This is a genomic window from Streptomyces sp. SGAir0957, assembly GCF_043523415.1.
This window is the reverse complement of the sequence record NZ_CP027293.1, coordinates 3,286,786-3,312,218: the sequence shown is the minus strand read 5'-3', so window position 1 is coordinate 3,312,218 and position 25,433 is coordinate 3,286,786. Positions and strand designations below refer to the sequence as shown.

Below are 25,433 nucleotides of genomic sequence, written 5' to 3'. Positions count from 1 at the left end.
GCGGCGGAGAAGTTCAGGAGGCGAGTTCGTCGCCTTCTCGAAATGAGCCTAGCCGGGCGCGATGGGTAGTTCTCCAAAGTCTGGCCAGAGCGAATGGGGTGGCGGAGGAGGTACGGAGCAGGGCTCTGACCTGCACATTCATTCTCTTCCTTCATTGCCTTTCGGTAGGGCGGCAGTTCTCTTCACGGGGGTCGTGGGTGTTTCTTCCCCGCCCTGCCCGCGCTCGACTTAAAGCAACGTTGACGCCGTCCCCTGGACGGGAAAATATGTCCTGTGAAACGTTCGACTCGGCGATTTCAAGGGCGGGTATGCGGTGACCGCAGAAGTTCTTCAGGCTCATACGTTCAAGGTTGATCAAACGGGGAACGCACTTCCGTACCTTTTGCATGTGCCCGACGGGTATCAGGCCGGGGAAGCGGAGCAATGGCCTCTGGTGCTCTTTCTGCACGGGGCCTCCGAGCGGGGCGACGACCCGGCGGAACTCGCCGCGCAAGGACTGGTGAAGCGGGTGGCCGACGGCGTCCGGGTGCCCTTCGTGCTGCTTGCTCCGCAATGTCCGGCGTACAGCACGTGGACGCTGGAGCTGGCGGGCGTGCACGCGCTTCTCGAAGAGGTGGCCGCCCAGTACCGCGTCGACCAGGACCGTGTCTACGTGACCGGCCTGAGCATGGGGGGCACCGGGTCCTGGGCGATGGCCACGCGGTACCCCGGCCGTTTCGCGGCCGTCGCGCCCATCTGCGGATCGTGGCTGCCCGAGGCCGCCCCGCGCATCGATCACCTGCCGGTGTGGACCTTCCACGGCTCCGACGACCGGGACATCCCCGTCGAGCACACCGACAAGATCGTCAAGGCGCTGCAGGAGCGCGGCAGTTCGGTGCGGTTCACCCGCTACCCGGGGGTCGGGCACGACGCGTGGACGCGGACCTACGACGACCCGGACTTCTACGAGTGGCTGCTCGCGCAGCGCCGGGCCGGCTGAGGCCGGACGGCTGAACAGGGCCGGGGCCCGTCGGATCTCTCCGACGGGCCCCGGCGTTTCGTGCGGACGCGCTGTCTCAGAGGGGGTCGCGCCGCTGCGCCGCCAGTTGGCCGCGCAGGGCCTCGTTCTCCCGTTCCAGGCGTGCGAGGCGGTCCTGGAGAGGGGCCAGCGCCGCGGACAGTTCCCGTTCGCTGAAGCGCGGTGTGATGTGGCGGGGACAGTTCCAGTCGTATCCCTCGACGGCGATGGTGACCAGCCGCTCGACCCGCCCGTCGGTCCGTACCGAGGCGAGCCGCGCGGCCAGCTCGGGGTCGTCGGCGGCGGGGGCGATGCGCGCGTGCCCGTACATCTTCAGCCGGGTCTGCCGGGCGTGGTCGATGAAGAACAGTGCTACGCGGTCATCCGTCCGGACGTTGCCCGTGGTGATGTACTGGCGGTTGCCGCCGACGTCCGCGAAGCCGATCCGCGAACCGTCCAGTACGTGGACGAAGCCCGGCGGGCCACCCCTGAACTGCACGTACGGCCAGCCGGTTTCGCCGACCGTGGCGAGCAGGAAGCCGTCCAGACTCCGGATGAACGTGGCTTCCGCGGCGGTGAGCGGCTCCGGTGCGGCCCCCGGTTCGCGCAGCCGGCGGCCCGCCGCGATCCCGCTGCCCATCTCGTGCTGCACCTGCCGGACGGTCGGCGTGTAGGCGAGGTGGGCGTAGCGGCTCATGCGGCCCTGCCGGGTGTCGTCGCTGGCGGCAGCGGCACGGGGCTCTCGGCGGCGTGGCCGACCAGGCCGGCCCGGGCCGCCATCACCCCGGCCTGGAACCGGCTCCCCGCGGCGAGGTCCTGCATGATCGCCGCGACGTGGCGGCGGAACGAACGCTCCGACAGGCCGACCCTGCGGGCGATCACCTCGTCCTTGATACCGGAGGCGAGGAGCTCGACGATCGTCGCCCGCAGGTCGTTGAGGGTCCCGGCGTAACCGTGGGTTCCTTGTTGGAGGGGGAACGCGGACTGCCACGTCAGATCGTGGAGGGAGCCGAGGAACATCGCGAGGGAGGGCTCGTAGACGATCGTGATGGTGTTGGGTCCGCCGTTGTCGTCCTCCACCATGACGAAGGCCGTCTTGCGGTCGAAGACGAGGAAGCGGGCATGTACGTCCCGCGACGTGCGGACCTGGCCGTCCGCCTCCGCGAGGCGCAGGGCGTAGGAGCGGGTCCCCGCGTCGCTTCGCGCCGTGTGCGGGTACAGCACCCGTCCCTCGACGCCGCGTCGCAGTGCTTCGATGATCAGCGGCCGGGCGCTGACCAGCTCGGACGGTTCCCGGGTGACGCAGGGCTGCATCAGCAGGATCTCGGACGTGCAGTGCTGTGCGGCCTCTTGCAGCCGTAGCGTGATCTCGCTCTGGTCGTCGGTGGAGACGACGGTCTCGCGGTGGCGCCGGGTGTTGTCGAACACCTCCATGAAGGCGCGCAGCTGGCCCTTGACGCCGGCCAGCCGGTGCCGCTGGTCGCGGATGGCGTTCTCGAGCGGCAGGAGGAGCTCCAGCTGCGCGGCCTCCGGATGCACGGCGACGATCTCGCGGCCGCCTCCGGCCGGGTCCTTGAGCAGCCGGAGCCCCCGCAGCGTATGGAGGGCCTGCTTGACGGGGTGCGCGGGGGCGTCCAGTGCGGTGGCGATGGTCTCGGGGGTGGCCGCGTCGTGGCCGAGTACGTATTCGTAGACCCGCATGGTGAACTCGTCGACGGGCTCGGAGGGCGAGGGGGCCGAGGGCGTCGAGGGCGTCGAGGGGGCCCGGGGGGCCGACGAAGTCGAGGGGGCCGCGGTGTCGGGGCGGATGGCCTGGATCGCACTGTTCATGGTCAACCCCTCTGTTTCTCGGTCTCGTTCAGGGCGGTACCGGCCTGAACCGCGCGCAGCCCCCGGATGGCCGGGACCGCGAGCAGGAGTGCGGTGCAGGCCAGGCCGAGCGCTGTCGCGAGCACCATGAGCGTGCGCTGCCCGGTCACGGAGGCCAGCGGGCCGGCCAGCGAGCGGCCCAGCGCCATGGAGGTGAGCGATCCGGCGACGTCGTACGCGTAGACGCGGTTGAGCAGTTCGGCGGGGATCTGGGTCTGCACCGTCGTGGCCCAGATGACCGACCAGTAGGCAAGCCCCGCACCGGCCAGGGCCCAGCCGACCGAGAGCGGGACGATGCCCGGCCGCAGCGCGGGCATCACCGGGTACAGGGCGAACAGCGCCCAGCCGAGCGAGCCCGCGGCCAGCGGCCGTTCACTGCGCACCTTGATCGCCACGAAGCCGCCGAGCACTCCGCCCGCGCCGAAGGCCGCCATGCCGATGCCGAGCGCGCCGGAGCCCAGGTCGCTCACGACGAGGTCGGCGCCGACCGGCAGGGAGACGCCGGCCACGAAGCACCCGTACAGCAGGAAGATGGAGATGACGCCCCACAGCCAGGGGCGGGACGTGAACTCGTGCCAGCCGGTCGCCAGTTGGCGCAGGAACGACTCCGCCCCGGCCTCGGTGTCCGAGGCCGCTTCGAGGCGGAGGGCGAAGAGGCATCCGGCGCTCAGCGCGTACGTCGCCGCGTAGATGGCGAAGACGGTGCCCGGGCCCGAGAAACTGACCAGGAGTCCCGCGAGCGCCGGGCCGAGGACGCCGGCCACCGACTCCGCGACCCTGAGCACCCCGTTGGCCCGCTGGACGTCCGTCGCGACCTGCGGAACCATGCTCGCCACGCCGGGCTGGAACAGCGCCGTGGCGGCACCGCTGAGGAACTGCAGGGCGACGACCCCGGCCAGGGAGGTCGACCCGGTGGCGAACATGACCGCCATGCCCGCCTGGATGGCCAGCCGGGCCAGGTCCGCGAGCACCATCATCCGGCGGGGCGTGAAGCGGTCGGCCAGTACGCCGCCGAAGAGCATGCACAGCGCGAGTGCGGCCATCCACGCGCCGAGCGCGTAGCCGACGCCCGATGATCCGTACCCGGCGTCGATCAGGCCCACCGACAGCGCCACCGGGAGCATCGCGTCGCCCAGCAGCGAGCCGGTCCGCGCACCGAAGTAGAGCCGGAAGTTGGTCGTCCACACGGAGGTCCCGCGCTCCGGGGCCTTGGCGGGCCCCGGGGTCGTGGAGGGTCCCCGGGTCGTGGAGGGTCCGGCGGCCGGGTCCGCCTCGCTCGCCGGAACGCCGTCCGGCGCTCCTCCCGCGGGCGAACCAGTCGTGGTGCTCATGCGCTCTCACGTCCTTCGGTGCGTCCGGAGGCGTCCGCGATGACGGGGAGGGACTCCCACGCCGCCGGGTCGCCGACACGGTCGGCGGGCGGCGCGACCGGATGCACCAGATAGCGGTGCGGGGCCATGGCGGTGACCCGCCCGGGGAGCGCCACCAGGGTGCGTTCGTGGACGGACTCCGGTGCGGTCGGCGCGACGAGGTGGCACACCAGGCGGTGGCCGAGCCGCTCGTCGGGCTCGGTGGTGACCAGGTGCGGACTGTCCCCGACGACCTCGGAGAGCAGGTCGCGCACGGCGTCCAGCTCGATCCACGAGCGGTCGCTCAGGTACCAGTCCTCGTCCCGGCCGACGGGTTCCAGGGTGGTCAGGGACGTCAGCCCGGCGAGCGGCAGTTCGCTCGCGGCGGCGGCGCGCAGGAGTCGCAGCAGCGCGCGCCCGAACTCCTCCGCCTCGCCCTTGTCCAGGACGCAGGGGTCGATCCAGAGCGTCAGCTCGAACTCCTCCTCCAGCCGGTACAGGCAGCTGAAGAACCGGCAGGGGATGTCCTCGGCGGGCAGCCAGGTGAGGCTGCCGTCCAACTCCGGGTCCGGCTCGTACGGGGCCTGGTGGCCGGGTATCCAGACGCCGGGCAGCCGTCCGAGCGCGGACGGCTCGGGCGAACCGGCCGCGGCGGCCAGCGCGCTCATGTCGTTGAAGACCAAGTCGCGGGCGAAGCTGATGCCGCGCTGCGCGCTGGTCCCGTTGATGACCTGCCAGACGGCGGTGGGGTCGAACCAGCTGTGCCGGTAGGCGGGGAGGGCGGCGGAGCGCACCTGGCGGACCACGTCGTCGAAGGTGTCGAGCCCGGTGAGGTCGACCGGCAGCAGGGCGTCCTGCGCGAGCGAGCCGAAGAACCCGTGCAGCTTGCGGACGACCCGGTTGCCCGAGAGGGAGGTGGTGACCACGGACGCGTTGCGGGTGCGGTGGCCGATCAGCACGGTGAGCGCCGCGAGGGCCACGGCGGACGCGCTGGCGCCCGTACGCTCCGCGATGGCCTCCAGCTGTGCGGGGGCGGTCCGTGAGCGGATGTGGAGACCCGGGTGCAGCCAGTCGTTCTTCGCGGGGGTTCGGTGCGACAGCGTGAACATCGCCTGCGGCACCTCGCCGATCCGCGCCGCCCAGTACCGCACGGCGCCTTCGCCGAGCCGCTTGACGGAGGGCGTCCGCTCCAGCTCCACGACGTCGACGGGTTCCAGCGCCGGTGGCCGGGGCAGCGGTTCGCCCCGGGACAGGGCGTGCCACTCCGCGTGCAGGACCTCGCAGGCGGCCACGTCCATCGCGGCGTGCGAGACCACCCACACGAGATGGAGCGGTGCGCCGTCCGCGGTGACCACGGCGACCCTGAAGGGAAGGTCCGCGCTCAGGTCGAAGACGTCGGAGCGCATCCGGCGCGCGGTGCGCTCGGCGGCCGGCAACGGGTCGGGGCCGCCGTCGACCACCTCCACGGTCAGCGTGCCCTCGCCCGCCACGTGCTGGGTGACGGGGGTGCCCGGCCGGTAGGTGGTGCGCAGCGACTCGTGGCGTGCGACGAGCGTGTGCAACTGCTCGGCCACGCGGTCGAGTCCGCCGTCGGCGGGGGCGTCGAAGACCATGGCCAGGTTGAGTCTGGTCGGATCGTCGTCGATGGTGATGGCGCGCAGGATGTTGGAGTGTCCGAAGGAGAGGGGGCCGGAGCGGCTGGAGAGCCCGGAGAAGGCCACTGCGAACTGCGTCAAGGGAGACACCTCGGGTGGGAGTAGGTCCTGGAACGGGGTGAGCCGGCCGGCTCACGCGGAGCAGAGCGCCACAGCCGCTCCGGGGAGGGGAGCCGGGCCGGAGGACGTTCCCGGCGCGGCGGCCCGCATCTTCGCCAGGAAGGCGTCGGGGCCCTCCGCCGCCACGTGGTCGAGGATGCGGCGACGGTCCCAGCCGCACCGGCCGGCCGACGTCCGTGCGCCGTCGGACAGCAGACAGACGCGGCGGGCCTCCGACGCGGGCAGGCTGGCGATCAGCGGGCCACCGGGGCGGCCGCCGTGCGCCATCTCGTTGACCGTCAGGTCCGGGAACTGGATGAGCACCGCCGCATCGCCCTGGAGGAGCAGGTCCACATGTCCCGCACGGGAGCGGGCGACGGCGACCGAGAGGGCCGCGGGGGGCTCCGCCCGCGGGCCGAGGGCCTTGGACAGCAACTCGCGCAGCGGTGTGCCGGTGTCCTGGAGCAGGCTGCCCGTCAGCCGGGCGCAGATCTCCCGCGCCGGTGGGTGTCCGCCGGTCCGCGGATCGACCAGGCTCACCAGGACGGCGACGTGGCCGCCCGCGATGACGATGTCTTCGTTGCCGAGGCCGTCCCCGGGCCGTGTGGCAGAGGTGATGTCCATGGTGCTCCTTCAGTGGAGTGCGATGGATGCGCGTACGGCGAAACGCTCTGCGACTCAATGGTCTGTACCTGTCCGAGGAGCGTACGGAGGCCGGTTGCCCGTCCGGCCAGAGCCGCGCCATAGCGGGGGAGCGGTGCGCGTCTTGCCGGCTCGCGGCGGAAGAAGCGGCCCTGGCCTGCGGCGACGCGGATCCGGGGACGGGCGGCCCCACCGAGGGCGGCAGAAATCGCAATTCCTCTGCCGGTAGTCGCCGAGGCCTGCCCCGGCCGGACGAAGGTGCTCGGGAAGCCCCGGCCGGACGAAGGTGCTCAGGAGGCCCGGTCGGACGAAGGTGCTCAGGAACGGGATGCGGCGTCTTTGGTGGCCACCGCCCGCAGGTCCCTGAAGCCCGTCACCCCCATGTCGCGGAAGAGCAGGAACGCCTGGCGCCAGTGCCCGAAGGCCCGGCCCGGGTCGCCGAGCGCCCGGTACGCGCTGCCGAGCGCGAGATGACTGCGCGCCTCGCCGGGCCGGTGCCCCGTCTCACGGTGCAGGGCGAGCGCCCGTCCGGCGTCGTCGAGGGCCGGCGACGGATCGCCGAGGACGACCCGCACCTGGGCCAGGACATGGAGCGCGGACGCCTCCAGGAGCCGGAACTCGGCCTCCCGCGCGAGGGACAGGGCGCGAGCGGCGACGGAGAGCGCCTCGTCGGGACGGCCCAGGCGCAAGCGCATCATGGCGAGCCCGATCAGCGCGTAGACCTGCGGATAGCGGTCGTTGACCACCTCGGCCAGATGGAGCGCCCTCCGGTAGCTGTCGGCGGCCGCCTCCGGGTCCCCGGCCCGCTCCTGGGCCGCGCCCATCGAGAAGTGCGCGTTGGCCTCGAGGCGGCGGTTGCGCAGGGACCGGGCCGAGGCGAGCGCGGAGCGCGCCAGACGGGCCCCCGCCTCATGGTCGCCCACATCCGAGTGGGCCGACGAAAGACAGCTCAGCGCCACGGTCTCGCTCGTCTTGTTGCCGCTGCGCGTATGGACGTGCAGGGCCTCGCTCATCACCTGGATCGCGGTCCGGGGGCGGCCCATGGCGCGGTAGACGATGCCGAGGTTCGTGCGCGAGATGGCCTCGCCGCTGAGCGAACCCAGCCGGCCGAAGAGCCCGGCGGCCTGCGTGTAGTGGACCACGGCATCCTGGAGCCGCCCCAGTTTCCAGCAGATCAGCCCCAGGTTCATCAGGTCGTCGGCCGCGCCCGCCCCCGCGGTTCCGCCGGTGAGTTCGCGGGCCTGCGAGAACAGCTCGGACGCCGTGCTCATGGCCCCGTTCTCCTGGTGCACGGCGCCGATCCGGCGCAGCGCGGCCGCCTGCCCGTCGGCCCAGCCGGCCTCCGTGGCCAGCCGCAGCGCGTCGGTGTACTGCTCCTCCGCGGCCGCGTTGTGCCCTTGCGCCCAATGGCAGTCGGCGAGTTTCAGCCGGGCCGCCGACATGGCGCGAGGGGCGCCGTCGGCCGTGGCGGCCGCGAACCCCGCCTCCGCGACCGCCAGGCACTCGGTGGTGTACGTGCCCTGCGCGAGGAAGCCGTACAGGGCTCCCGCCAGCCGCCATGCGCTGCGGTGCGCCCCGGACCCGGCCGCGAACAGGACGGCGCCGATCAGGTTCTCGCGCTCGCTCTCCAGCCACTCCGTCGCGCGGGCGGCGTCGGCGAAGACCGTCCCGTCGGCGCTCCCGTCGTCCGCGTGCAGCCCCAGCGCCGGGTCCTCGGGGTACAGGACCAGGGCCGCGGCCTCCACGCCACGCGTGTACCAGTCGAACAGCCGCCGTTGCGCCTCCGCCTCGTCGTCCGCGACCAGTTCACGGGCGTAGGAGCGCAACAGGTCGTGCATGCCGAACCGGCCCGCTTCCGGCTCCTGGACCAGGTGGGCGTGGGCCAGCGCGCCGAGCAGCGAGGCGGCCTCGACGGGGTCCGCGCCGATCAGGGCCGCGGCCCCCCGCAGGGTGAGGTCGGGGCCCGGGACGAGACCGAACAGCCGGAACATGCGGCGGGCGGGCTCGGACAGGGCCTGGTAGGAGAGGCGGAAGGCCGCCCGTACCGCGGACCGCTCGTCGCCCTCCACCTGGAGCCTGTTGAGGAGGTTGCCGCTCGCCAGCTCCGCGCAGTACTCCGCCACGCCCGCGGTTCCGTTGGCGATGAGGTTGGCCCCGGCGATGCGGATGGCCAGCGGCAGCCAGCTGCACAGCCGGGCCAGCTCGACCACGGCATCGGGCTCGGCGGCCACGCGCTGCTCGCCGAGGATGCGGGTGAGCAGCGAGTGGGATTCGCTCAGGTTCAGTACGTCGAGGCTGAGGGGCCGGGCCCCGTCGCCCGCGATCAGGCCCGAGAGCTGGGTGCGGCTGGTGATCAGGGTCCTGCAGTCACCGCCGCCCGGCAGCAGCGGGCGGACCTGGGCGACATCCACGGCGTTGTCCAGCACGACGAGCATCCGCTTGCCCGCGAGCATGGTGCGCAGGAGCGCGGCCGCCTCGTCCTCGCTGGGCGGCACCTGCCCGGGCGGCACGCCCAGGGAGCGCAGGAAGCGGGCCAGGACGTCCACGGGGCGCAGGGCGGGCAGCAGCGAATGCCCCTGGAGGTTCACGAACAGCTGCCCGTCGGGGAAGTGGCCGCGATGGGCATGGGCCCAGTGCAGTGCGAGGGCCGTCTTGCCGACACCGGGCGGGCCGACCACGGTCATGATGGGGATGCGCTCGGCCGGGTCGTCGTTGAGCAGCGCGTCGAGCTCGTGCATCTGCCGGTCGCGGCCGGTGTACCAGGAGGTCCCGTACGGCAGTTGGGCGGGGCGGGACGCGGCCGGCCGGTCGGCGGCGGGCGCCGCGTCCGGGCCGCGCTCGGGGCGGGGCAGTTGCTGGCGCAGGATCCGCAGGTGGGCGTCGCGGATCTCGTCGCTCGGGGAGATGCCGAGCTGGTCGTCGAGGCGGTCGCGGAAGGCGGTGAACACCTTGAGCGCGGCGGCCTGTTCACCGCAGGCCGCCAGCGTGAGCATCAGCCGGGCGTGCACGCCCTCGTGCAGCGGGTCGTTGCCGGCGACGGCCCACAGCAGCCGTACCGACTGCTCGGGGCGGCCGAGTTCCAGGGCCAGGTCGGCGTGGAGGAGGGCGGCCTCGGTGCGGCTCTCCGTGACGGCGACGGCGCTCGGATGCTGGTGCAGCGCGGGGTCCATGTCCGCGAGCAGCGGACCGCGCCAGCACTGCAGCGCGGCGGTCAGGGACTCGTAGGCGAGTTCGCGGGAGCCCGCGCTCTGGGAGCGCTTCGCCCGGGCCACCAGCTCCTGGAAGCGGCCCAGGTCCGTCTGGCTCTGGTCGACCTTCAGCACGTATCCGCCGGGCACACGGTCCACTCCGGGGGCCGTGGAACGTGACGTGTCCGGCTTGAGGCTCTGGCGCACCTGACTGATGTAGGTGTGGATCAGGCTCTGGTAGGAGTGGGGCGGCCCGGACGGCCACAGGGTGTCCACCAGCTCCCGCTGGGTGACCGGGTGCGGGTGCTTGAGCACCAGCAGACCGACGATCCGCCGCAGCATCGGGCGCGCGATCACCACCTCGCTCTCGCCGCGCTGCACCGCGAGCGTGCCCAGGACCAGGAACCGCAGCCGCCTGCCGCCCTGGGACGCGTCCCCCCGCGCGGCGGAGTGCAGGGCGGCCGCCTCGTCGTCGGTGAGCCCCAGGGCGGCGACAAGGCGCTGCATCGTGCGCAACTGGGGCTGCTGGACCCGGCCCCGCTCGATGTCACGGAGCGCGCGCGTACTCATCCCGGCTCTCTCCGCCAGCTCCTGCTGCCCCATCAGGGCGCGCTTGCGCAGTTTCTGGATCCAGGCTCCGACGGACGCGGGAACGATTTCTGAGGGTTCCTGCGAAATTCTTTTCTCCGCTGAGAACTGCCTCTCCACAAGGTCCCCCGTCTATGCACGTCGGCGATTCCGAAGCAGTGGTCGGAGCGAAATGCCTAAACAGGTGCACCCGCGTCAAATCACCCCGACCGAAGGCCAATCGACTAATGGTAGGGGAGGGGTGTGACGAGTGAACGGCGCTTGCCGATCAAAAAACGTCGGCTGGCCTGAAACGATCGGTGTCCGAACCAGGCCAGGCCGCTTTCGGGCGTTGAAAGCCTTTCCGGCGCCGACCTAGCTTCTGTGGCGACGCGGCACCCGCGGCGAACGGAGGTCATCTGCTCATGGTCAGCGAGGTCATCGAGCGCAGCGAGCGGTTCCAGGGAATTCTGGGCCGTCTCAGCGCCAAGTCCGTCGACGACTACTACAACCCGTACCGGCTCTTCGAGTGGCCGGACCGGCTCCCCGATGACATGTGGTGGATGAGCCCGGAACTCGTCACCACGTACGGCACGGAAGTGGCGGAGCGGCTCGATCCTGAACAGGCTCACAAACTCTCCCGCTACGAGAGCATCAACTTCTACAGCCTCAATGTGCACGGCATCCGGGAACTCCTCGTCGAAGTCGTCAACCGCATCCACACGGCGGGGTTCGAGACGCCCTCGGAGTTCTTTCACCACTTCATCGGTGAAGAGAACGAGCACATGTGGTTCTTCGCGGAGTTCTGCCTGCGCTACGGCAACGGCAAGATCTACCGCCAGCCGGCCGGCGCCGCGGCCGCGCCCGCCTCGTCCGCCGCGGTGGAGAACCTTCTCGTCTTCGCCCGAATCATGATCTTCGAAGAGCTGGTGGACCACTTCAACGCGACGATGGCGGCCGACCAGCGGCTGCACGAGACGATCCGCGCCATCAACCGCATCCACCACCAGGACGAGTCCCGGCACATCGCCTTCGGCCGCGAACTGGTCCAGCTGCTCTTCCAGGAAGTGCGCAAGACGGCGACCGACGAGGACCTCGCGGCGATCTCGGCCTACCTGCGCCGCTACATGACCCACAGTTTCGAGTCCCTCTACCACCCGCAGGTCTACCGCGACGCCGGGCTCGACGACCCGCACGGAGTGCGCCGCGAACTGCTCGCCTCACCGGCCCGGGTCCGCGCCGAGGAGCAGACGTTCCGCAAGACGGCCAAGTTCCTCCAGAAGACGGGGATCATCCGATGAACCGGCTGACCGGAAGCAGGGGCGAGCAGGCCCTGGCCATCCTCGGTCCCAAGGAGACCCTGCTGCTCAGGGAGTTGGACCGGACCTTCGCACGCTGGGGCCTTGCCGCCGGCGCGGACGAGATCAGCCCGCCCCCGCTGTACCCGGTCACCGACCTGGAGAAGTTCGACGTCTACGACAACTTCCCGCACCTGGCATGGGTGGCAGGCTCCCTGGACCTGGAGACGGGGGAGGCCAAGCCGGTGGACGGCGCCTTCGACCGGGCCGGCCTGCGGGAGGCGCGCTACGGCCTGCCGCACGCGACCTGCTACGGCGCCTACCTCTTCCACGAGGGGGGCCAGGTCGCCGACGACACCCTGGTGACGCTCGTCAACCGGTGTTTCCGCAACGAGGACCACTACGGAGGGCTGCGGCGCCTGGCCAGCTTCCAGATGCGCGAGATCGTCGCCCTGGGCAGCTACGAGCACACCCAGCAGGTCATCGCCCGCTCCACCGAACGCATCCTGCGCTTCTCCGAGGCGCTCGGCCTCGGCCTGGTCAAGGAGGCCGCCACCGACCCCTTCTTCCGCAACGACGGCGCCCGCGCCCTGCTGGCCAAACTCAGCCCGGTCAAATACGAGTTCCAGTACGGGGACCTGGCGATCGCCTCGGTCAACAGCCACCGCAACTTCTTCGGTGAACGCTGCGGCATCACCCTCGCCTCCGGCGCACACGCCTTCACCTCCTGCGTCGCCTTCGGCCTGGAACGCTGGCTGGCCGTGCTGTCCACGCGGTTCGACGACGACCTGGACGCGGCCCTGGACGCCGTGCACGCGGCCGCCACCGATGCGGGCTGACACCGCGGAGGCCCCCGGCCTCCCGCGCATCGGCGTCGACCTCGTCCCGCTCTCCCGGATCCCCGCCCTGCTCACCGCCGAGTCGGCGCCCGCCCTGCGCCGGATGGTCACCGACGAGGAGCTGGCGCTGTCGAGCCCGGACCCCGGCAGCGGCCCCGACCCGTCGGCGCTCGCCGGGCGCATCGCCGCCAAGGAGGCCGTCTTCAAACTGCTCGGCTCCGCCGGACAGCCGCTGCCCTGGTCCGGCATCCAGATCCTGCGCGGCACCGGCGGCAAACCGTACGTGCGGCTCACCGGCCGCGCCGCCCGGCTCGCGCTCCGGGCCGGACTCGGCCCGATCGACGTCAGCATCAGCCACGACGGCGGGTTCGCCGTCGCGGTCGCCGCTGCGGTGACCGTTGCTCCCGCCGGGGCGCCGCACACCTTCCCCGGCTGACATCCCACTCCACAACCCCGAGAGGACTCCCATGGGTTCCGTCGCCACTTCCACCGGCATCGACAAGGTCAGGGCCTGGATCCTCGGGCGGCACGAAGGCCGTACCGAGCTGGCCATGGACGTCAACATCATCGAGAACCGGCTGGTCGACTCGCTCTCCTTCGTCGAACTGGTCTACACGATCGAGGACGCGAGCGGCACCGAGATCGACTTCGACGCCATCGACATCGAGGACTTCCAGTCCCTCGCCACCATCCAGCGGGCGTTCTTCGCCTGACCTGCCACCTGCCACCTGCCGCCTGCCCGGCCGCATCGCCGATCCCTTTCGACCCCTCCCGACCCCTCTCGACCCCTCTCGACCCCTCCCGACCCCTTTCGACCCCGAAGAGGCGCATCATGCACGCAGTCTCCTACACGGCCCAATGGATGGCCGCCGCCCGAGCGCTGGAATCCGAGCGGGACGACGCCCTCTACCGCGATCCGTTCGCCCGGCAACTGGCGGAGCCCAAGGGCTTCGAGCTCATCGAGCGCTACCAGGGCGGCGGACTCCTGCCGTTCATCTCCATCCGCACCAGGTTCCTCGACGACAGCATCCGGACCACGCTCGCCGAGAGCGACATCCAGCAGGTGGTCCTGATCGCCGCGGGCATGGACACCCGGGCCTTCCGCCTGGAGTGGCCCGACGGCGTCGAGGTCTACGAGGTGGATCACGCCCCCCTCATCGCGGAGAAGCGCCGGCGCCTGGACGCGCTCGGTGCCGAGCCCCGCACCGACCGCCGCGAGGTCTCCGCCGATCTCACCCAGGAGTGGCTGCCGGAGCTGGAGGCCGCGGGGTTCGACCGGTCCCGGCCCACGCTGTGGATCGCCGAGGCACTCACCTTCTTCCTCACCGAGGACCAGGCGGCGGGCCTGCTCCAGCTGCTGGCCTCCGCATCCGCGCCCGGCAGCAGGCTCTCCTTCGACATCCTCGGCAAGACCCTGCTGCGCAGCCCCTTCTCCAAGCCCTTCATGGACACCCTGGCCGCCGACGGCACGCCGTGGATCTTCGGCACCGACCAGCCGGAGGAGTTCATCGAGGCCAACGGCTGGAAGGCGACCGACGTACGGGAGCCGGGCGCCCCCGGCGCGGGCGAGGGCCGCTGGCCGTACGAGACCCAGCCGAGGAGCAGGCGCGGCGCCAACCGCCTGTGGCTGATCCGCGCAGAGATCGCCGCCCGCTGATGGGCGGTCACACCACGCTGGAGCGCATCGAATCCCATCTGCCCGAACGCAGCCTGCGCATTGAGGAACTGGGTGAGCACCTCGGGCTGCGCAGGGCCGAACTCGGGGTGTTCCGCAAGTTCTACGGCCTGGACACACTCCGCTTCGACCCCGACGTCAGCCTCTTCGACCTGGTGCGGCCTGCCGCACGGCGTGCCCTTGAGGCACTGCCCGAGGGCGGCAGGCTCGCCTACCTCGTCTACGCGCACACCACACAGGCGGTCGCACCGCCCGACGTGGACGTCGCCCAGGTCGTCCGGGACGAACTGGGGCTCGCCGCAGACGGCACCGAGGCGTTCGGACTCAGCCACCAGGCGTGCGTCTCCAGCCTCGGCGCCATCGACGTGGTGGGGGAACTGCTGCGTGCGGAGGGCGACGACAGCGCGTACGCCCTGATGGTCACGGGCGAGCGGGCCTACTCGCCCGTCGTCCAGCACATCCCGAACACGGCGATCATGGCCGACGCGGCGGCGGCCTGCCTGGTCACCGTCGACGGGCAGGGGGACCAGGTCCGCGCGTTCACCACCCGCACGCTCGGCGAGTACGCCCGGTGGCTGGAGCTGACGGCGGAACAGAACAACGAGTTCGGCCAGCAGTACGGGCCCCGGATCGCCGAGGTGATCAACCGCGCGGTGGCGGACGCGGGCCTGGTCCTCGACGACATCGAGCTGATCATTCCGCACAACGTCAACATGCTCGCCTGGCGCCAGACCATCAAGGCGCTCGGCGTGACGGCCGACCGGGTCTTCCTGGAGAACGTTCCCCGCTACAGCCACACCTTCGCCTCCGACGTGTTCGTCAACTACACGAGCCTGCGCGAGGCGGGCCGGCTCACCGAGGGCGCCCACTACGTCCTGGTCTCGGTCGGCCTCGGCGCGACCTTCGGGGCCATGGTGATCACTCATCGGAAGGAGGGCGGCGCGTGAGCGGGACAGTGCCGGACCGCGCCCGGGTCCTTACGGCCATCGAGGAGGCACTGGAAGAAGTCCTTGAGCGGCAGATCGGGGAGGTGCCCGAGGACACCGGGCTCTTCGACGACCTGCGGCTCGACTCCTCGTCCGTCCTCGAACTGCTGCTGCTCGTCGAGGACAGCACCGGCGCCGCGGTCGACCCGGAGACGCTCGACATCGACCATCTGCGCACCATCCGGTCCTTCGCCGACTACGTCGAGGGGCTGCTGACCGCGGGGCAGGTAGGGGTATGACGCAGCTGACCATCGGAGCGGCGGCGACGGTGCGCGCGCCGCAGGGCGAAACCCCGGCCGACGACACGACGGCCCTCGGGTACTTCCGGGACCTGCTGGTCCCCTTCGGCACCAAGCCGGACGAGGACCTGCTGCGGGCCGGTACGCACGTCACCCACCAGCGGCTCGCCGACCTGCTCGCGGACGCCGACGGAGTCCGGGAGAGCAGGCCACAGCTCCTCGTCGTCGCGCACGCCCTGCCGGACGTCGTGCCGTTCACCGCCGTGTCCCCGCACCTGACCGCGCGACTGGGCGGCGAAGCGGTCAACTTCGCGATCGGCCAGCAAGGGCTCGCCGCTCCCTTCACCGCATTGCGGATCGCCGCCGCGTACCACCGCGCGGGGCGGGCCGCGGACGTGGTCGTCGCCGTCCTGGAGCAGACCACACTGCCGACCCGGTTCCCGCTGGTCCACGACACCCCGTTGCGGGACTCGGCGGCCGCGCTCGTGCTCGGAGCAGGCACCGGCTCCGGCGCCGGGCAGGGACTGCGGCTCGAACGGGTCGCCACCGTGCCGACGCCGGACGACGCCTGCGCCGGCGAGGGCGGCACGCGGCGGACGCTGTTCGTCCTCGGCCCCTGGGTCGCGGACGTCGCGGTACCCGGCGGGGCCGCCACGCACCGCGCCGCGCCCGGGACGTACTGCACCAGCGTCTGGCTGGAGCTGGCGGACCACTGGCGGCAGTGGCAGGACACGTACCGCAAGGTCGTGCTCTGCGACACCGATCCGCGGGACGGCCGCACCCACGTCGCGGTGTTCACGGCCGCGGGCGACAAGGGCGAGTGATGTGGATCGGGGCCGACCTGCTGCACCTCGGCGAGCTGGACCGACTGCTCGGCCGCGACTGGTTCAGGTCCTTCGTCTACGCGCCGGAGGAACTGGTCACGGCCGAGGGGTTCGGCCCCGATCGCGCCCGGGAGTACCTCGCCGGGCGGTTCGCCGCGAAGGAGGCGGTACTGAAGGTGCTCGGCACCGGCATGGCGGGCGGAGTACGCCCCTGCCAGGTGGCCGTCCTGCGCGAGGACGACGGTTCCCCCACCGTACGGCTCAGCGGGACGGCCGCCGAGCGCGCGGCCGACCTGGGCGTTCGCCGGATCAGCGTGACCATCACGCACAAGCGGAACCTCGTCATGGCCCTGGCGCTCGGGCTGCCCGACGCGTTCATGATTGATCGCGGAGCTGGCTAGACTCGGTCGTGTTGATCGGAGGTGGCTATCAGTGGCCGTGAGAAAGAGGACGCCCAGTCTGGCGCAGCTACGGGCGTTCGGGGCGGTCGCGGAGCATCTGCACTTCCGGGACGCGGCCGCCGCGATAGGGATGAGCCAGCCCGCGCTGTCCGGGGCGGTCTCCGCCCTGGAGGAGACGCTCGGGGTGACCCTTCTCGAGCGCACGACGAGGAAAGTGCTGCTCTCGCCCGCCGGTGAGCGGATCGCCGTACGAGCGCGGGCCGTGCTCGACGAGGTCTCCGCGCTCATGGAGGAGGCCGAGGCGGTACGGGCGCCGTTCACCGGGGCGCTGCGGCTCGGGGTGATCCCGACGGTCGCGCCCTACCTGCTGCCGAGCGTGCTGCGGCTCGTGCACGAGAAGTACCCGGAGCTCGACCTCCAGGTGCACGAGGAACAGACGGCGTCGCTGGTCGAGGGGCTCACCGCCGGGCGGCTCGACCTGCTGCTCCTCGCGGTGCCGCTCGGAGTACCGGGTGTGAGCGAACTCCCCCTCTTCGACGAGGACTTCGTGCTCGTCACTCCGCTGGACCACTGGCTGGGCGGGCGTGAGGGGATTCCGCGCGAAGCGCTGCGCGAGCTGAACCTGCTGCTGCTCGACGAAGGGCACTGCCTGCGGGACCAGGCGCTGGACATCTGCCGGGAGGCCGGGCGCTCGGACGCGCCCGTCACCACCACCGCGGCGGGGCTCGCCACGCTCGTGCAGCTGGTCGCGGGCGGGCTCGGGGTCACCTTGCTGCCCCGAACCGCCGTGGCCGTCGAGACCAGCCGGAGCAGCCAGTTGCTGACCGGGTACTTCGCCGAGCCCGCGCCCACGCGGCGGGTCGCGCTCGCGATGCGGGTGGGGGCCGCGCGGGCCGGGGAGTACGAGGAACTGGCCGGGGCGTTGCGGGGCGCTCTGCGAGATCTGCCGGTTCGGGTCGTGCGGGGCTGAGAGCTTCAACCTGCCGGTGAACTGGCGCGGCTACCGTCGTGGCTGGTCGCGCAGTTCCCCGCGCCCCTGAGATGCGCACTGCGTGCGCCATCTCAGGGGCGCACGCAGTGCCGTCCCCCTGGGAGCAGCGGCGAAGCCGCAAGCTCCCAGGGGCGCGGGGAACTGCGCGACCAGCCACGACGAGACCCGCACGCGGCACCCGTCAGCAACCACCCACGGCGCCCCGCCAAGGACCCGCCCGCACACCCCCCAGGCCAGCGCGAGCTACTCCGTGCGCAAACCGTCCGCCCGCATCAAGCGCCAAAGCGCCGGCATGCTCAGCAAGGTCACCGCGGCGATCGCCGCGAGGCCCACCCCTGCCAGGGGCAGGAACAGGAACCAGTCCGTGACGGGCTTCTTCACCATGCGGAGCATCAGCCACCCGAGGAGCAGCCCGCCGCTCACCGCCACCGCCATGCCGAGGGCGACGGGGATCGCCGTCTGCCACAGGACCGACCAGGCCAGCGTCGCGCGCCGGGTGCCGTAGGCGACCAGGACCGAGAGGAGCCGCTTGCGGTCGCGGAGCTGCTCGATCTGGGAGACGAGCATCGACGCCGCGATGAGCGACATCGTCAGGGCGGCCGCGGTGAACAGGGCCCGGCGGATGCTCGCGTAGTCCGAGTCGCGCTCCTCGGACCGGTAGTTCCACACGCGCATCCCCGGGTCGAGCCGGAACGCGGTGTTGCGGACGAAGTCGACCGCGTCCGGCACCGAGTCGTCGATCTGGATCTGCGCGGACGTCGAGGCGACGTCCACCTTGGCCACGTCCAGGGCGGCCGGGGTGGCGAGGATGCCGCCGAAGCGCTTGCCGCCGGGGTCGACACGGGAGTGGACCAGCCGGGCCCTCGCGGGCAGCGTCCACCGGTCGGAGGGCTCGTCGCCGAGCATCAGCTCGGCGCCGGGCTTGGCGGTCCTCGTCAGCTCGGTGTCGTCGTCGGGGTAGTCGGACCCCGTGACCCGGAAGGTGTCGCCGTCCTGGCAGGACGGCAGTTTCGCCAGCTCACGCAGGGTGGAGCAGGTGCCGACGGAGACCGTCACGACGTGTGCGACATCGTCGGACTCCGGATCGGTACCCGCCGCCGAGGCCCACGTGTCCACGGTGCCGATCACCGACGTGACGCCCTTGGTCGTCCCGAAGTCCCGCACCATCCGTTCGGCGAGTTCCCCGTCGCCGACACTGGTGTTGACGCCGATCTGGGCCCGGCTCGGGTCCTCCTTCGTCGTTTTGGTGAAGTCGTCGTTGATGCCGACGGTGAACATCTGCAGGGCGATGCCGCCCGCCACCGCGATGGTGATCCCGGCGACCGCGCGGCTCGCCGCGTTGCTGCTCAACTGGAGCCTGCGCGAGGCGAGTTGCCACGGTACGGGGCCGCCGCGCATCCGGTGCACGGCCGCCTCGACGATCCACGGCATGAGCAGGACGAGACCGAGCAGCGTCAGCGTGATGCCCGCCGAGATCTGGACGACGCCCATCGTGCCCGCCGCGTCCGCCGAACCCGACGTCAGCAGGAGCAGCACACCGAAGACCGGCACGGGCAGCCGCCACCAGAGCCGCCGGCCCCGGGTGCGGCCGCTGCGGACGACGCCCAGCGGTTCGATCGTCACCGAGCGCAGCGCGAACAGGGTCACGGCGACCGCAGCGACGGGGACCGCGAGCAGGATCAGCACGGCGAGCGCGGGCACCGGCGTCACGTCCGAGGGGAACGCCGAGAGCCGCCAGATCTTCACCACGCCGAGCAGTTCCCGCCCGCCGAAGAGGAAGGCGGCCCCGCACACGAGCCCGAGCAGAGTGCCGAACAGGGCCTCGCCCGCCGCCATCCTGCGCGTCATCCGCGCGTCCGCGCCGACCAGGCGCAGCGCGGCGAGGCGCCGGTCGCGCCGCTCGCCGCCGAACCGTACGGCCGTCGCGATGAAGATGGCGACCGGTACGAGCAGGACGACGCAGGCGAGGACGATGAGGACGATGAGGACCGGGTCGAGCGGCCCGCTCACGTAGGACATGCCGAAGTGGTCGACGCGGGAGGCGTCGCGTTCGGCGCTCAGGCTGTCGCTGCCGATGTACAGGTACTTCTCGAAGGGGTCGCCGAGGCCCGCCTCACCGATCGTGCCCACGATGCGGTACGGGTAGCGCTCCTTGAGGAGCTTGTTGCCGGGGGCGTCGAGCGCCTTCCTCAGCTCGGGCGAGACCACCATCTCGCCGGGGCCGGGCAGCTTGTCGATGCCGGGCGGCAGCGGCGGGTGCTGGCCCTCGGGGCGCAGCAGATAACCGCCGACCGAGTCGTCCCGGAAGCTGGAGGAGGCGTCCACCATGAGCATCGTGCGGTCGCTCCGCTCGAGCTGCCCCTCCGTGCCGACGCCCATCTGGCGTGCGTCGGCGCGCACGTCCCGCTGGTTCAGCAGGGTCGGCACGGACGCCGCGCCGAGCAGCAGGGCCACGCCGAGACCGACGCCGAGCGCGGTCAGCAGCGTACGGATCCAGCCCTCGCGGCCGCCCGAGACGGCGAAGCGGATGCCGAGGCCGAGGTCGCGCAGCCAGCCCTTGGGGCCCGACGGGCCGCCGGGCGCGGGTGGCGCGGTGCGGTTCTTGGGGTCGTCCAGGAGCGTCATCCGATGAACTCCATGTCCCGCGACTTGCCGTCCCGTACGACGATCTCGCGGTCCGAGTAGGCCGCGACGCGCGTCTCGTGCGTGACGAGGACGACGGCGGTGTTCGAACCGCGGGCCGCGTCGGTGAGCAGCTCCATGACGCGCTCGCCGTTGAGCGAGTCGAGGGCGCCGGTCGGCTCGTCGGCGAAGAGCACGCGCGGGTTCGTGACCAGGGAGCGGGCCACGGCGACGCGCTGGCCCTGGCCGCCGGAGATCTCGCCGGGCCGCTTGCCCGCGAGCCCCTCGACCTCCAGGCGCTCCAGCCACCGGGCCGCCCGGCGCTCGGCCTCCTTGCGCTTGACGCCGGTCAGGCGCAGCGGGAGCGCCACGTTCTCGACGCAGGTCAGCTCGGGGACCAGCTGGCCGAACTGGAAGACGAAGCCGAACTCGGTGCGGCGCAGGGCGCTGCGCTGGGCGTCGGACATCGCGGTCAGGTCGCGGCCGTCGTACGTGATCGTCCCGGAGTCCGGGGTGACGATGCCCGCGAGGCAGTGCAGGAGCGTCGACTTGCCCGAGCCCGAGGGGCCCATGACGGCGACGATCTCGCCCGGATGGATGGTGAACGCGGCGCCGTCGAGCGCCGGGGTCGGCCCGTACGCCTTGCGCAGGTCGTGAGCGGTGAGCAGGGATCCGGCGGGGGTCATGACGGGCGCACCTCCGCGGCGAGCTTGTCGAGGCGCGCGGCGGTCAGTTCCAGCCAGCGCAGGTCGGCTTCCAGGTGGAACAGGGCGTGATCGCAGATCAGCTGGTCGGCGAGGTCGCCCTTGCGCTTGCGGTCCGTGAGGATGCGCATCAGACGCAGGTGCTCGGCGCGCTGGCTGTCGAGGATCTCGGCGGCGTCGCGCTCGGTGAGCAGCGCGAGGACCACCTTGGTGTAGAGGGTCGACTGAAGGTACGGCTCCGGCTTCTCCGGCGTCGCGAGCCACTGCCGTACGTCCGTGACGCCGGCCTCGGTGATCGCGTACCGCTTCCGCTCGGGGCCGCCGCCCGGCTCTATCCCGTCGACCTCGACGAGGCCGTTCTTCAGGAGGCGGGACATGGTCGAGTAGACCTGCCCGTAGTGCAGCGGCTTGTCGTGCCCGAACGTCTCGTCGAAGGTGCGCTTGAGGTCGTAGCCGTGCCGTGGCCCGGCTTCCAGAAGCCCAAGAAGGGTGTGACCGATGGACATGGGGAGGACTGTACACGGTGTGTATACCTGGTGTGTATACCGCCCCGGTGTGGCTTCGCGGGGGCATGTCCCTCGGCTGCGGGCCGGTGGGGGCTGGTCGCGCAGTTCCCCGCGCCCCTGGGGGTGCGCACTGCGTGCGGCACCCGTCCGGCCGGTTCTCGGCTGCGGGCCGGTGGGGGCTGGTCGCGCAGTTCCCCGCGCCCCTGAAGCGTGCGGCTTCGCCGCAGCTCCGTGGGGGTGCGGGGAACTGTGCGGGTGGCCGGGCTCAGTGGTCGGGTGGGGGCGTGCCGTCCTCGGCCGGGCTCCTGGGCGGGCGGCCCCGCCGGGGGATCGGGCCCGCCGAGCCGGGGAGCCGGCCCGCCTCGGCCAGCGCCCGGCGCAGCAGGAACTCGATCTGCGCGTTCGCCGAGCGCAACTCGTCCCCGGCCCACCGGGCGAGCGCCTCGTACACGGCCGGGTCCAACCGCAGCAGGACCTGCTTACGCGCCGGAGGCGGTGGCGGTGTCACTGGTAGAGCGTCCCCGTGTTGAGGACCGGCTGCGCCGCACGGTCACCGCAGAGCACGACCAGCAGGTTGCTGACCATGACGGCCTTGCGCTCCTCGTCGAGGGCGACGAAGTCCTGCTCGGTGATCCGGGCGACCGCGTCCTCGACCATCCCGACGGCCCCGTCCACGATCAACCGCCGCGCGGCGACCACCGCCCCGGCCTGCTGCCGCTGCAGCATGGCCGACGCGATCTCGGGCGCGTACGCGAGATGCGTGAAGCGGGATTCGATGATCTGGACACCGGCCGCCTCCACGCGCGCGTGGAGCTCGACGGCGAGCTTCTCGGTGATCTCCTCGGCGTTGCCGCGCAGGGAGAGCCCGCCCTCGTCGTGCGCGTCGTAGGGGTACTCGATGGCGATGTGCCGGACGGCGGCCTCGGTCTGGGTGGAGACGAACTCCAGGAAGTCGTCGACCTCGAAGGTGGCCTGCGCGGTGTCCTCGACCTTCCAGACGACGACGGCGGCCAGCTCGATGGGGTTGCCGTAGGCGTCGTTGACCTTGAGGACGGCGGTCTCGTGGTTGCGCACGCGGGTGGAGATCTTGGTGCGCGACGTGAGCGGGTTGACCCAGCGCAGGCCGTCCTCGCGGATGGTGCCCCGGTAGCGGCCGAAGAGCTGGACGACGCGGGCCTCGCCCGGCGCCACCATGTTCAGGCCGCCCATGGCGATGCACGCCGCTACGGCGACGACGATGCCGACGGTGATGAGGACCGCCCGCACCGCCCCGCCGGACGAGGTGAGCGCGCCGCCGAGGGCGACCAGGGCCGCGCCGGCGAGCAGGCCGAGGAGTCCGAGCAGCAGCGCGAGCCCGCCCCCGATGCTGTGCGCCGTGAACTCGCGCACACGCGCCTTCGGCATCGCTGGCACGTCCGGTGTGGCGTCGGTCTCGGTCATGGCGAGTCCCACCTCTCTGAGCTGGCGCTTCGTGGCGGAGATGCCTCGAACGTCGTCTAGCAAAGTGCTATCACTTTACCGCGTACGGCAACCATAGGCGACCCTGGATCGTCGGTTCCCATGGGGTGGGTGCTGATTGTCACGTCCGGAAATGACCGGATGGGCAGGGTTTTGCCTTTAGTGGCGGTGTTAGCTTCATGAGCTGATTCAGCACGGAAGCGCCGGAAGACGCGACTGATCACAAGCGGTACGGACGAGAAGCGGAGCGACTGAGGTCATGGGCCGAGCGGATGCGAGAAAGGCGCGCAAGCGCGCGACGCGGCCGTCGGGCATACGCCGCTTCTTCACCTGGAAGAAGCTTCTGGGTGCCTTCTTCGGATTCGTGCTGCTCGTCATGGGCGCGTTCGTGGTGCTGTACATGGTGATCGAGGTGCCCGAGGGCAACCCGGACGCCAAGGCGCAGAGCAATGTCTACAAGTACAGCGACGGCACCACCATGGCCCGTACCGGCGAGGTCAACCGGGAGATAGTCGACCTGTCCGAGGTGCCCAAGGAGGTCCAGCAGACCTTCGTGGCCGCCGAGAACAAGTCGTTCTACAAGGACAAGGGCATCGACCTGAAGGGCACCGCCCGCGGTGTCCTCAACACGGTCACCGGCAAGGGCAAGCAGGGTGGTTCGACGATCACCCAGCAGTACGTGAAGAACTACTACCTCACGCAGGACCAGACCGTCACGCGCAAGCTGAAGGAACTGGTCATCTCGCTCAAGGTCGACCGCAAGAAGTCCAAGGACGAGATCCTCGCCGGGTACATCAACACCAGCTACTACGGCCGCAGCGCGTGGGGCATCCAGGCCGCGGCGCAGGCCTACTACGGCGTCGACGCCAAGAAGCTGAGCGTCGCGCAGGGCGCGTACCTCGCGGCGCTCCTCCAGGCCCCCAACCAGTACGACTGGGCGGTCGCCTCCGACACCGGCAAGAAGCTGGTCAAGCAGCGCTGGAACTACGTCCTGAACAACATGGTCGAGATGGGCCGCATCAGCTCCGCCGACCGCCAGGACCTGACGTTCCCGGTGCCGCAGGAGCCGAAGGCCGTGTCCGGGCTGCAGGGGCAGGAGGGGTACCTCTACCAGGCCGCCAAGGAAGAGGTCGTCAAGGACCTCGGCATCACCTCGGAACAGTTCGACCTGGGCGGTTACACCGTCACCCTCAACATCGACCGCAAGAAGCAGAAGCAGCTGGAGAAGGCGGTCCAGCAGCAGCTGACGGACAAGCTGAAGTCCGGGACCAAGGCGGACAAGCGGGTGCAGGCGGGCGCGGTCTCCGTGAACCCGAAGAACGGGAAGGTCGTCGCGATGTACGGCGGCGCCGGCATCAGCAAGCACTGGCGCAACAACGCGACGCGCACCGACTACCAGCCCGCCTCCACGTTCAAGCCGATCATCCTGGCCGCCGCCCTGGAGAACAACGCCACGACGCAGGACGGTGCGTCGATCAGGGCGAGCACGATCTACGACGGCACGAGCAGGCGGCCGGTGGTCGAGGACGGCAAGAAGGTCGGTTTCGCGCCGCCCAACGAGGACCGGCGCAGCTACGGTCCCGTCACCGTCCAGACGGCGACCAACAAGTCCGTCAACTCCGTCTTCGCGCAGATGGGCGCCGACGTCGGCATGGACAAGGTCATGGCCACGGCCAAGAAGCTCGGCATGGACGACAGCGACCTCAAGCCGTACTACGCGCAGACCCTCGGCACCATGGGCGCGAGCCCGCTGGAGATGGCCGGGGTGTACGCCACCCTCGACAACCACGGCAAGCAGGTCACCCCGCAGATCGTGAAGTCGGTGACCAAGCAGGGCCAGCCGGTCGAGCTCAAGAGCGCCATCGGCGAGCAGGTCATCAGCCGCGCCGCCGCCGACTCGGTCACCTCGGTGCTGACGGGCGTGGTCGACGACGGTACGGCGAAGACCTCGGTCCGCGACAACCCGTCGCGCGACGGCCGCAAGGTCGCGGGCAAGACCGGCACCTCGGACAACAACCGGTCGGCATGGTTCACCGGCTACACCCCGGACCTCGTCACCTCGGTGGGTCTGTTCGGTGAGGGCGCCCAGGGCACGGCCGAGGCCAACCAGCAGGTCACCATGGCCGGGGCCGGTGGCCGTCCCCGCGTCGACGGCGGCAGCTTCCCCGCCCAGATCTGGGCCCAGTACACGTTCAACTCCTCCAGCACCTCCGCCGCGTTCGACCTCGACACCGACATGGGCGCGGCCGTGGAGACCCCCACGCCGACGATGACGACGCCCACGGCGCCGCCCACGAGCTCCGCGCCGCCGAGCACCCCGCCGGCCTCGTCGACGCCCCCCTCGACGCCGCCGACGACGTCCCAGCCGCCGTCCAGCACCCCGCCGTCCGAGCCGCCGACGAGCAGCAGCCCGCCGGAGCCCTCCGACTCGGCCTCGTCGTCCTGGGGCATCCCGGAGAACCCGGGCGGCGACGCCCTGGACAACGGCAGAGACCCCGGCGGCAACTGAGCACATGCGTGAGGG

23 protein-coding genes are annotated in these 25,433 nt (G+C 71.4%); 12 read left to right on the top strand and 11 right to left on the bottom strand.

The window, feature by feature from the left end:
* The first annotated feature begins 388 nt into the window (after positions 1-388).
* Positions 389-979 (top strand): carboxylesterase family protein, encoded by a 591-nt coding sequence (locus C1N81_RS19745; protein ID WP_394430914.1) that lies wholly within the window; start codon positions 389-391, stop codon positions 977-979.
* Between the two features lie 76 nt (positions 980-1,055).
* Here the strand turns inward: C1N81_RS19745 and C1N81_RS19740 are convergent, their stop codons facing one another.
* The 6 genes from C1N81_RS19740 to C1N81_RS19715 all read right to left on the bottom strand — a co-directional run bounded on the left by C1N81_RS19740 (position 1,056) and on the right by C1N81_RS19715 (position 10,507).
* Entirely contained in the window at positions 1,056-1,694 is a 639-nt protein-coding gene (locus tag C1N81_RS19740; RefSeq protein WP_394430913.1) for a pyridoxamine 5'-phosphate oxidase family protein, read from the bottom strand.
* Positions 1,691-2,827 carry a LuxR family transcriptional regulator gene (locus tag C1N81_RS19735; protein WP_394430912.1) on the bottom strand — a complete coding sequence of 379 codons (1,137 nt, stop codon included), beginning with the start codon at positions 2,825-2,827 and terminating at the stop codon, positions 1,691-1,693. Before C1N81_RS19735 ends, C1N81_RS19740 begins: the two co-directional genes overlap by 4 nt.
* Before the next feature lie 2 nt (positions 2,828-2,829).
* The gene (locus C1N81_RS19730) at positions 2,830-4,197 is read right to left on the bottom strand and encodes an MFS transporter (protein WP_394430910.1); all 1,368 of its coding nucleotides are present in this window, start codon (positions 4,195-4,197) and stop codon (positions 2,830-2,832) included.
* Positions 4,194-5,951, bottom strand: coding sequence for a condensation domain-containing protein (locus C1N81_RS19725; RefSeq protein ID WP_394430908.1), 1,758 nt, complete (start codon positions 5,949-5,951; stop codon positions 4,194-4,196). The genes C1N81_RS19730 and C1N81_RS19725 overlap by 4 nt, the downstream gene beginning before the upstream one ends.
* Before the next feature lie 51 nt (positions 5,952-6,002).
* Positions 6,003-6,593 carry a hypothetical protein gene (locus C1N81_RS19720; protein WP_394430906.1) on the bottom strand — a complete coding sequence of 197 codons (591 nt, stop codon included), beginning with the start codon at positions 6,591-6,593 and terminating at the stop codon, positions 6,003-6,005.
* 335 nt (positions 6,594-6,928) lie between these two features.
* Entirely contained in the window at positions 6,929-10,507 is a 3,579-nt protein-coding gene (locus C1N81_RS19715; RefSeq protein ID WP_394430904.1) for a tetratricopeptide repeat protein, read from the bottom strand.
* Positions 10,508-10,791: 284 nt separating this feature from the next.
* Here C1N81_RS19715 and C1N81_RS19710 point away from each other — a divergent pair, with 284 nt between their 5' ends.
* The 10 genes from C1N81_RS19710 to C1N81_RS19665 all read left to right on the top strand — a co-directional run bounded on the left by C1N81_RS19710 (position 10,792) and on the right by C1N81_RS19665 (position 17,598).
* Entirely contained in the window at positions 10,792-11,667 is an 876-nt protein-coding gene (locus C1N81_RS19710) for a diiron oxygenase (RefSeq protein WP_394430902.1), read from the top strand.
* Positions 11,664-12,503 carry a class-II aminoacyl-tRNA synthetase family protein gene (locus C1N81_RS19705; protein ID WP_394430900.1) on the top strand — a complete coding sequence of 280 codons (840 nt, stop codon included), beginning with the start codon at positions 11,664-11,666 and terminating at the stop codon, positions 12,501-12,503. Before C1N81_RS19710 ends, C1N81_RS19705 begins: the two co-directional genes overlap by 4 nt.
* The gene (locus C1N81_RS19700) at positions 12,493-12,939 is read left to right on the top strand and encodes a holo-ACP synthase (protein ID WP_394430898.1); all 447 of its coding nucleotides are present in this window, start codon (positions 12,493-12,495) and stop codon (positions 12,937-12,939) included. The genes C1N81_RS19705 and C1N81_RS19700 overlap by 11 nt, the downstream gene beginning before the upstream one ends.
* 31 nt (positions 12,940-12,970) lie before the next feature.
* Positions 12,971-13,216: an acyl carrier protein gene (locus C1N81_RS19695; protein ID WP_394430896.1), complete on the top strand. Its 246-nt coding sequence runs from the start codon at positions 12,971-12,973 to the stop codon at positions 13,214-13,216.
* A 119-nt stretch (positions 13,217-13,335) separates the two neighbouring features.
* Positions 13,336-14,160 carry a class I SAM-dependent methyltransferase gene (locus C1N81_RS19690; RefSeq protein WP_394430894.1) on the top strand — a complete coding sequence of 275 codons (825 nt, stop codon included), beginning with the start codon at positions 13,336-13,338 and terminating at the stop codon, positions 14,158-14,160.
* Complete coding sequence (locus tag C1N81_RS19685) at positions 14,160-15,125, top strand: 3-oxoacyl-[acyl-carrier-protein] synthase III C-terminal domain-containing protein (RefSeq protein ID WP_394430892.1); 966 nt, start codon at positions 14,160-14,162, stop codon at positions 15,123-15,125. The genes C1N81_RS19690 and C1N81_RS19685 overlap by 1 nt, the downstream gene beginning before the upstream one ends.
* Positions 15,122-15,403: a phosphopantetheine-binding protein gene (locus C1N81_RS19680; RefSeq protein WP_394430890.1), complete on the top strand. Its 282-nt coding sequence runs from the start codon at positions 15,122-15,124 to the stop codon at positions 15,401-15,403. The genes C1N81_RS19685 and C1N81_RS19680 overlap by 4 nt, the downstream gene beginning before the upstream one ends.
* Positions 15,400-16,227 (top strand): beta-ketoacyl-[acyl-carrier-protein] synthase family protein, encoded by an 828-nt coding sequence (locus tag C1N81_RS19675; protein WP_394430888.1) that lies wholly within the window; start codon positions 15,400-15,402, stop codon positions 16,225-16,227. Before C1N81_RS19680 ends, C1N81_RS19675 begins: the two co-directional genes overlap by 4 nt.
* On the top strand, positions 16,227-16,628 hold the full coding sequence (locus C1N81_RS19670; protein WP_394430886.1) for a holo-ACP synthase: 402 nt from the start codon (positions 16,227-16,229) through the stop codon (positions 16,626-16,628). Before C1N81_RS19675 ends, C1N81_RS19670 begins: the two co-directional genes overlap by 1 nt.
* A gap of 37 nt (positions 16,629-16,665) precedes the next feature.
* A complete protein-coding gene (locus C1N81_RS19665; RefSeq protein ID WP_394430884.1) occupies positions 16,666-17,598 on the top strand; it encodes a LysR substrate-binding domain-containing protein in 933 nt (310 codons plus the stop codon).
* A gap of 264 nt (positions 17,599-17,862) precedes the next feature.
* Here the strand turns inward: C1N81_RS19665 and C1N81_RS19660 are convergent, their stop codons facing one another.
* From C1N81_RS19660 to C1N81_RS19640, 5 genes are all read right to left on the bottom strand, one after another.
* Entirely contained in the window at positions 17,863-20,244 is a 2,382-nt protein-coding gene (locus C1N81_RS19660; RefSeq protein WP_394430882.1) for an FtsX-like permease family protein, read from the bottom strand.
* A complete protein-coding gene (locus C1N81_RS19655; RefSeq protein ID WP_394430880.1) occupies positions 20,241-20,927 on the bottom strand; it encodes an ABC transporter ATP-binding protein in 687 nt (228 codons plus the stop codon). The genes C1N81_RS19660 and C1N81_RS19655 overlap by 4 nt, the downstream gene beginning before the upstream one ends.
* Positions 20,924-21,451 (bottom strand): PadR family transcriptional regulator, encoded by a 528-nt coding sequence (locus C1N81_RS19650; protein WP_361080805.1) that lies wholly within the window; start codon positions 21,449-21,451, stop codon positions 20,924-20,926. Before C1N81_RS19650 ends, C1N81_RS19655 begins: the two co-directional genes overlap by 4 nt.
* Before the next feature lie 265 nt (positions 21,452-21,716).
* Complete coding sequence (locus tag C1N81_RS19645; protein ID WP_394430878.1) at positions 21,717-21,959, bottom strand: hypothetical protein; 243 nt, start codon at positions 21,957-21,959, stop codon at positions 21,717-21,719.
* Positions 21,956-22,891 carry an SPFH domain-containing protein gene (locus C1N81_RS19640; RefSeq protein ID WP_394430877.1) on the bottom strand — a complete coding sequence of 312 codons (936 nt, stop codon included), beginning with the start codon at positions 22,889-22,891 and terminating at the stop codon, positions 21,956-21,958. The genes C1N81_RS19645 and C1N81_RS19640 overlap by 4 nt, the downstream gene beginning before the upstream one ends.
* A gap of 277 nt (positions 22,892-23,168) precedes the next feature.
* Between C1N81_RS19640 and C1N81_RS19635 the strand changes: the two genes are divergently transcribed.
* Positions 23,169-25,418 (top strand): transglycosylase domain-containing protein, encoded by a 2,250-nt coding sequence (locus tag C1N81_RS19635; protein WP_394430875.1) that lies wholly within the window; start codon positions 23,169-23,171, stop codon positions 25,416-25,418.
* Positions 25,419-25,433: the final 15 nt, after the last annotated feature.

Excerpts from the sequence above, each read along its gene's own strand:
- C1N81_RS19670 (WP_394430886.1), top strand. The coding sequence starts at position 16,227 with ATGTGGATCGGGGCCGACCTGCTGCACCTCGGCGAGCTGGACCGACTG.
- C1N81_RS19740 (WP_394430913.1), bottom strand. The coding sequence starts at position 1,694 with ATGAGCCGCTACGCCCACCTCGCCTACACGCCGACCGTCCGGCAGGTG.
- C1N81_RS19730 (WP_394430910.1), bottom strand. The coding sequence starts at position 4,197 with ATGAGCACCACGACTGGTTCGCCCGCGGGAGGAGCGCCGGACGGCGTT.
- C1N81_RS19705 (WP_394430900.1), top strand. The coding sequence starts at position 11,664 with ATGAACCGGCTGACCGGAAGCAGGGGCGAGCAGGCCCTGGCCATCCTC.
- C1N81_RS19655 (WP_394430880.1), bottom strand. The coding sequence starts at position 20,927 with ATGACCCCCGCCGGATCCCTGCTCACCGCTCACGACCTGCGCAAGGCG.
- C1N81_RS19695 (WP_394430896.1), top strand. The coding sequence starts at position 12,971 with ATGGGTTCCGTCGCCACTTCCACCGGCATCGACAAGGTCAGGGCCTGG.
- C1N81_RS19640 (WP_394430877.1), bottom strand. The coding sequence starts at position 22,891 with ATGACCGAGACCGACGCCACACCGGACGTGCCAGCGATGCCGAAGGCG.
- C1N81_RS19690 (WP_394430894.1), top strand. The coding sequence starts at position 13,336 with ATGCACGCAGTCTCCTACACGGCCCAATGGATGGCCGCCGCCCGAGCG.
- C1N81_RS19700 (WP_394430898.1), top strand. The coding sequence starts at position 12,493 with ATGCGGGCTGACACCGCGGAGGCCCCCGGCCTCCCGCGCATCGGCGTC.
- C1N81_RS19635 (WP_394430875.1), top strand. The coding sequence starts at position 23,169 with ATGGGCCGAGCGGATGCGAGAAAGGCGCGCAAGCGCGCGACGCGGCCG.
- C1N81_RS19650 (WP_361080805.1), bottom strand. The coding sequence starts at position 21,451 with ATGTCCATCGGTCACACCCTTCTTGGGCTTCTGGAAGCCGGGCCACGG.
- C1N81_RS19735 (WP_394430912.1), bottom strand. The coding sequence starts at position 2,827 with ATGAACAGTGCGATCCAGGCCATCCGCCCCGACACCGCGGCCCCCTCG.
- C1N81_RS19685 (WP_394430892.1), top strand. The coding sequence starts at position 14,160 with ATGGGCGGTCACACCACGCTGGAGCGCATCGAATCCCATCTGCCCGAA.
- C1N81_RS19660 (WP_394430882.1), bottom strand. The coding sequence starts at position 20,244 with ATGACGCTCCTGGACGACCCCAAGAACCGCACCGCGCCACCCGCGCCC.
- C1N81_RS19720 (WP_394430906.1), bottom strand. The coding sequence starts at position 6,593 with ATGGACATCACCTCTGCCACACGGCCCGGGGACGGCCTCGGCAACGAA.
- C1N81_RS19675 (WP_394430888.1), top strand. The coding sequence starts at position 15,400 with ATGACGCAGCTGACCATCGGAGCGGCGGCGACGGTGCGCGCGCCGCAG.
- C1N81_RS19710 (WP_394430902.1), top strand. The coding sequence starts at position 10,792 with ATGGTCAGCGAGGTCATCGAGCGCAGCGAGCGGTTCCAGGGAATTCTG.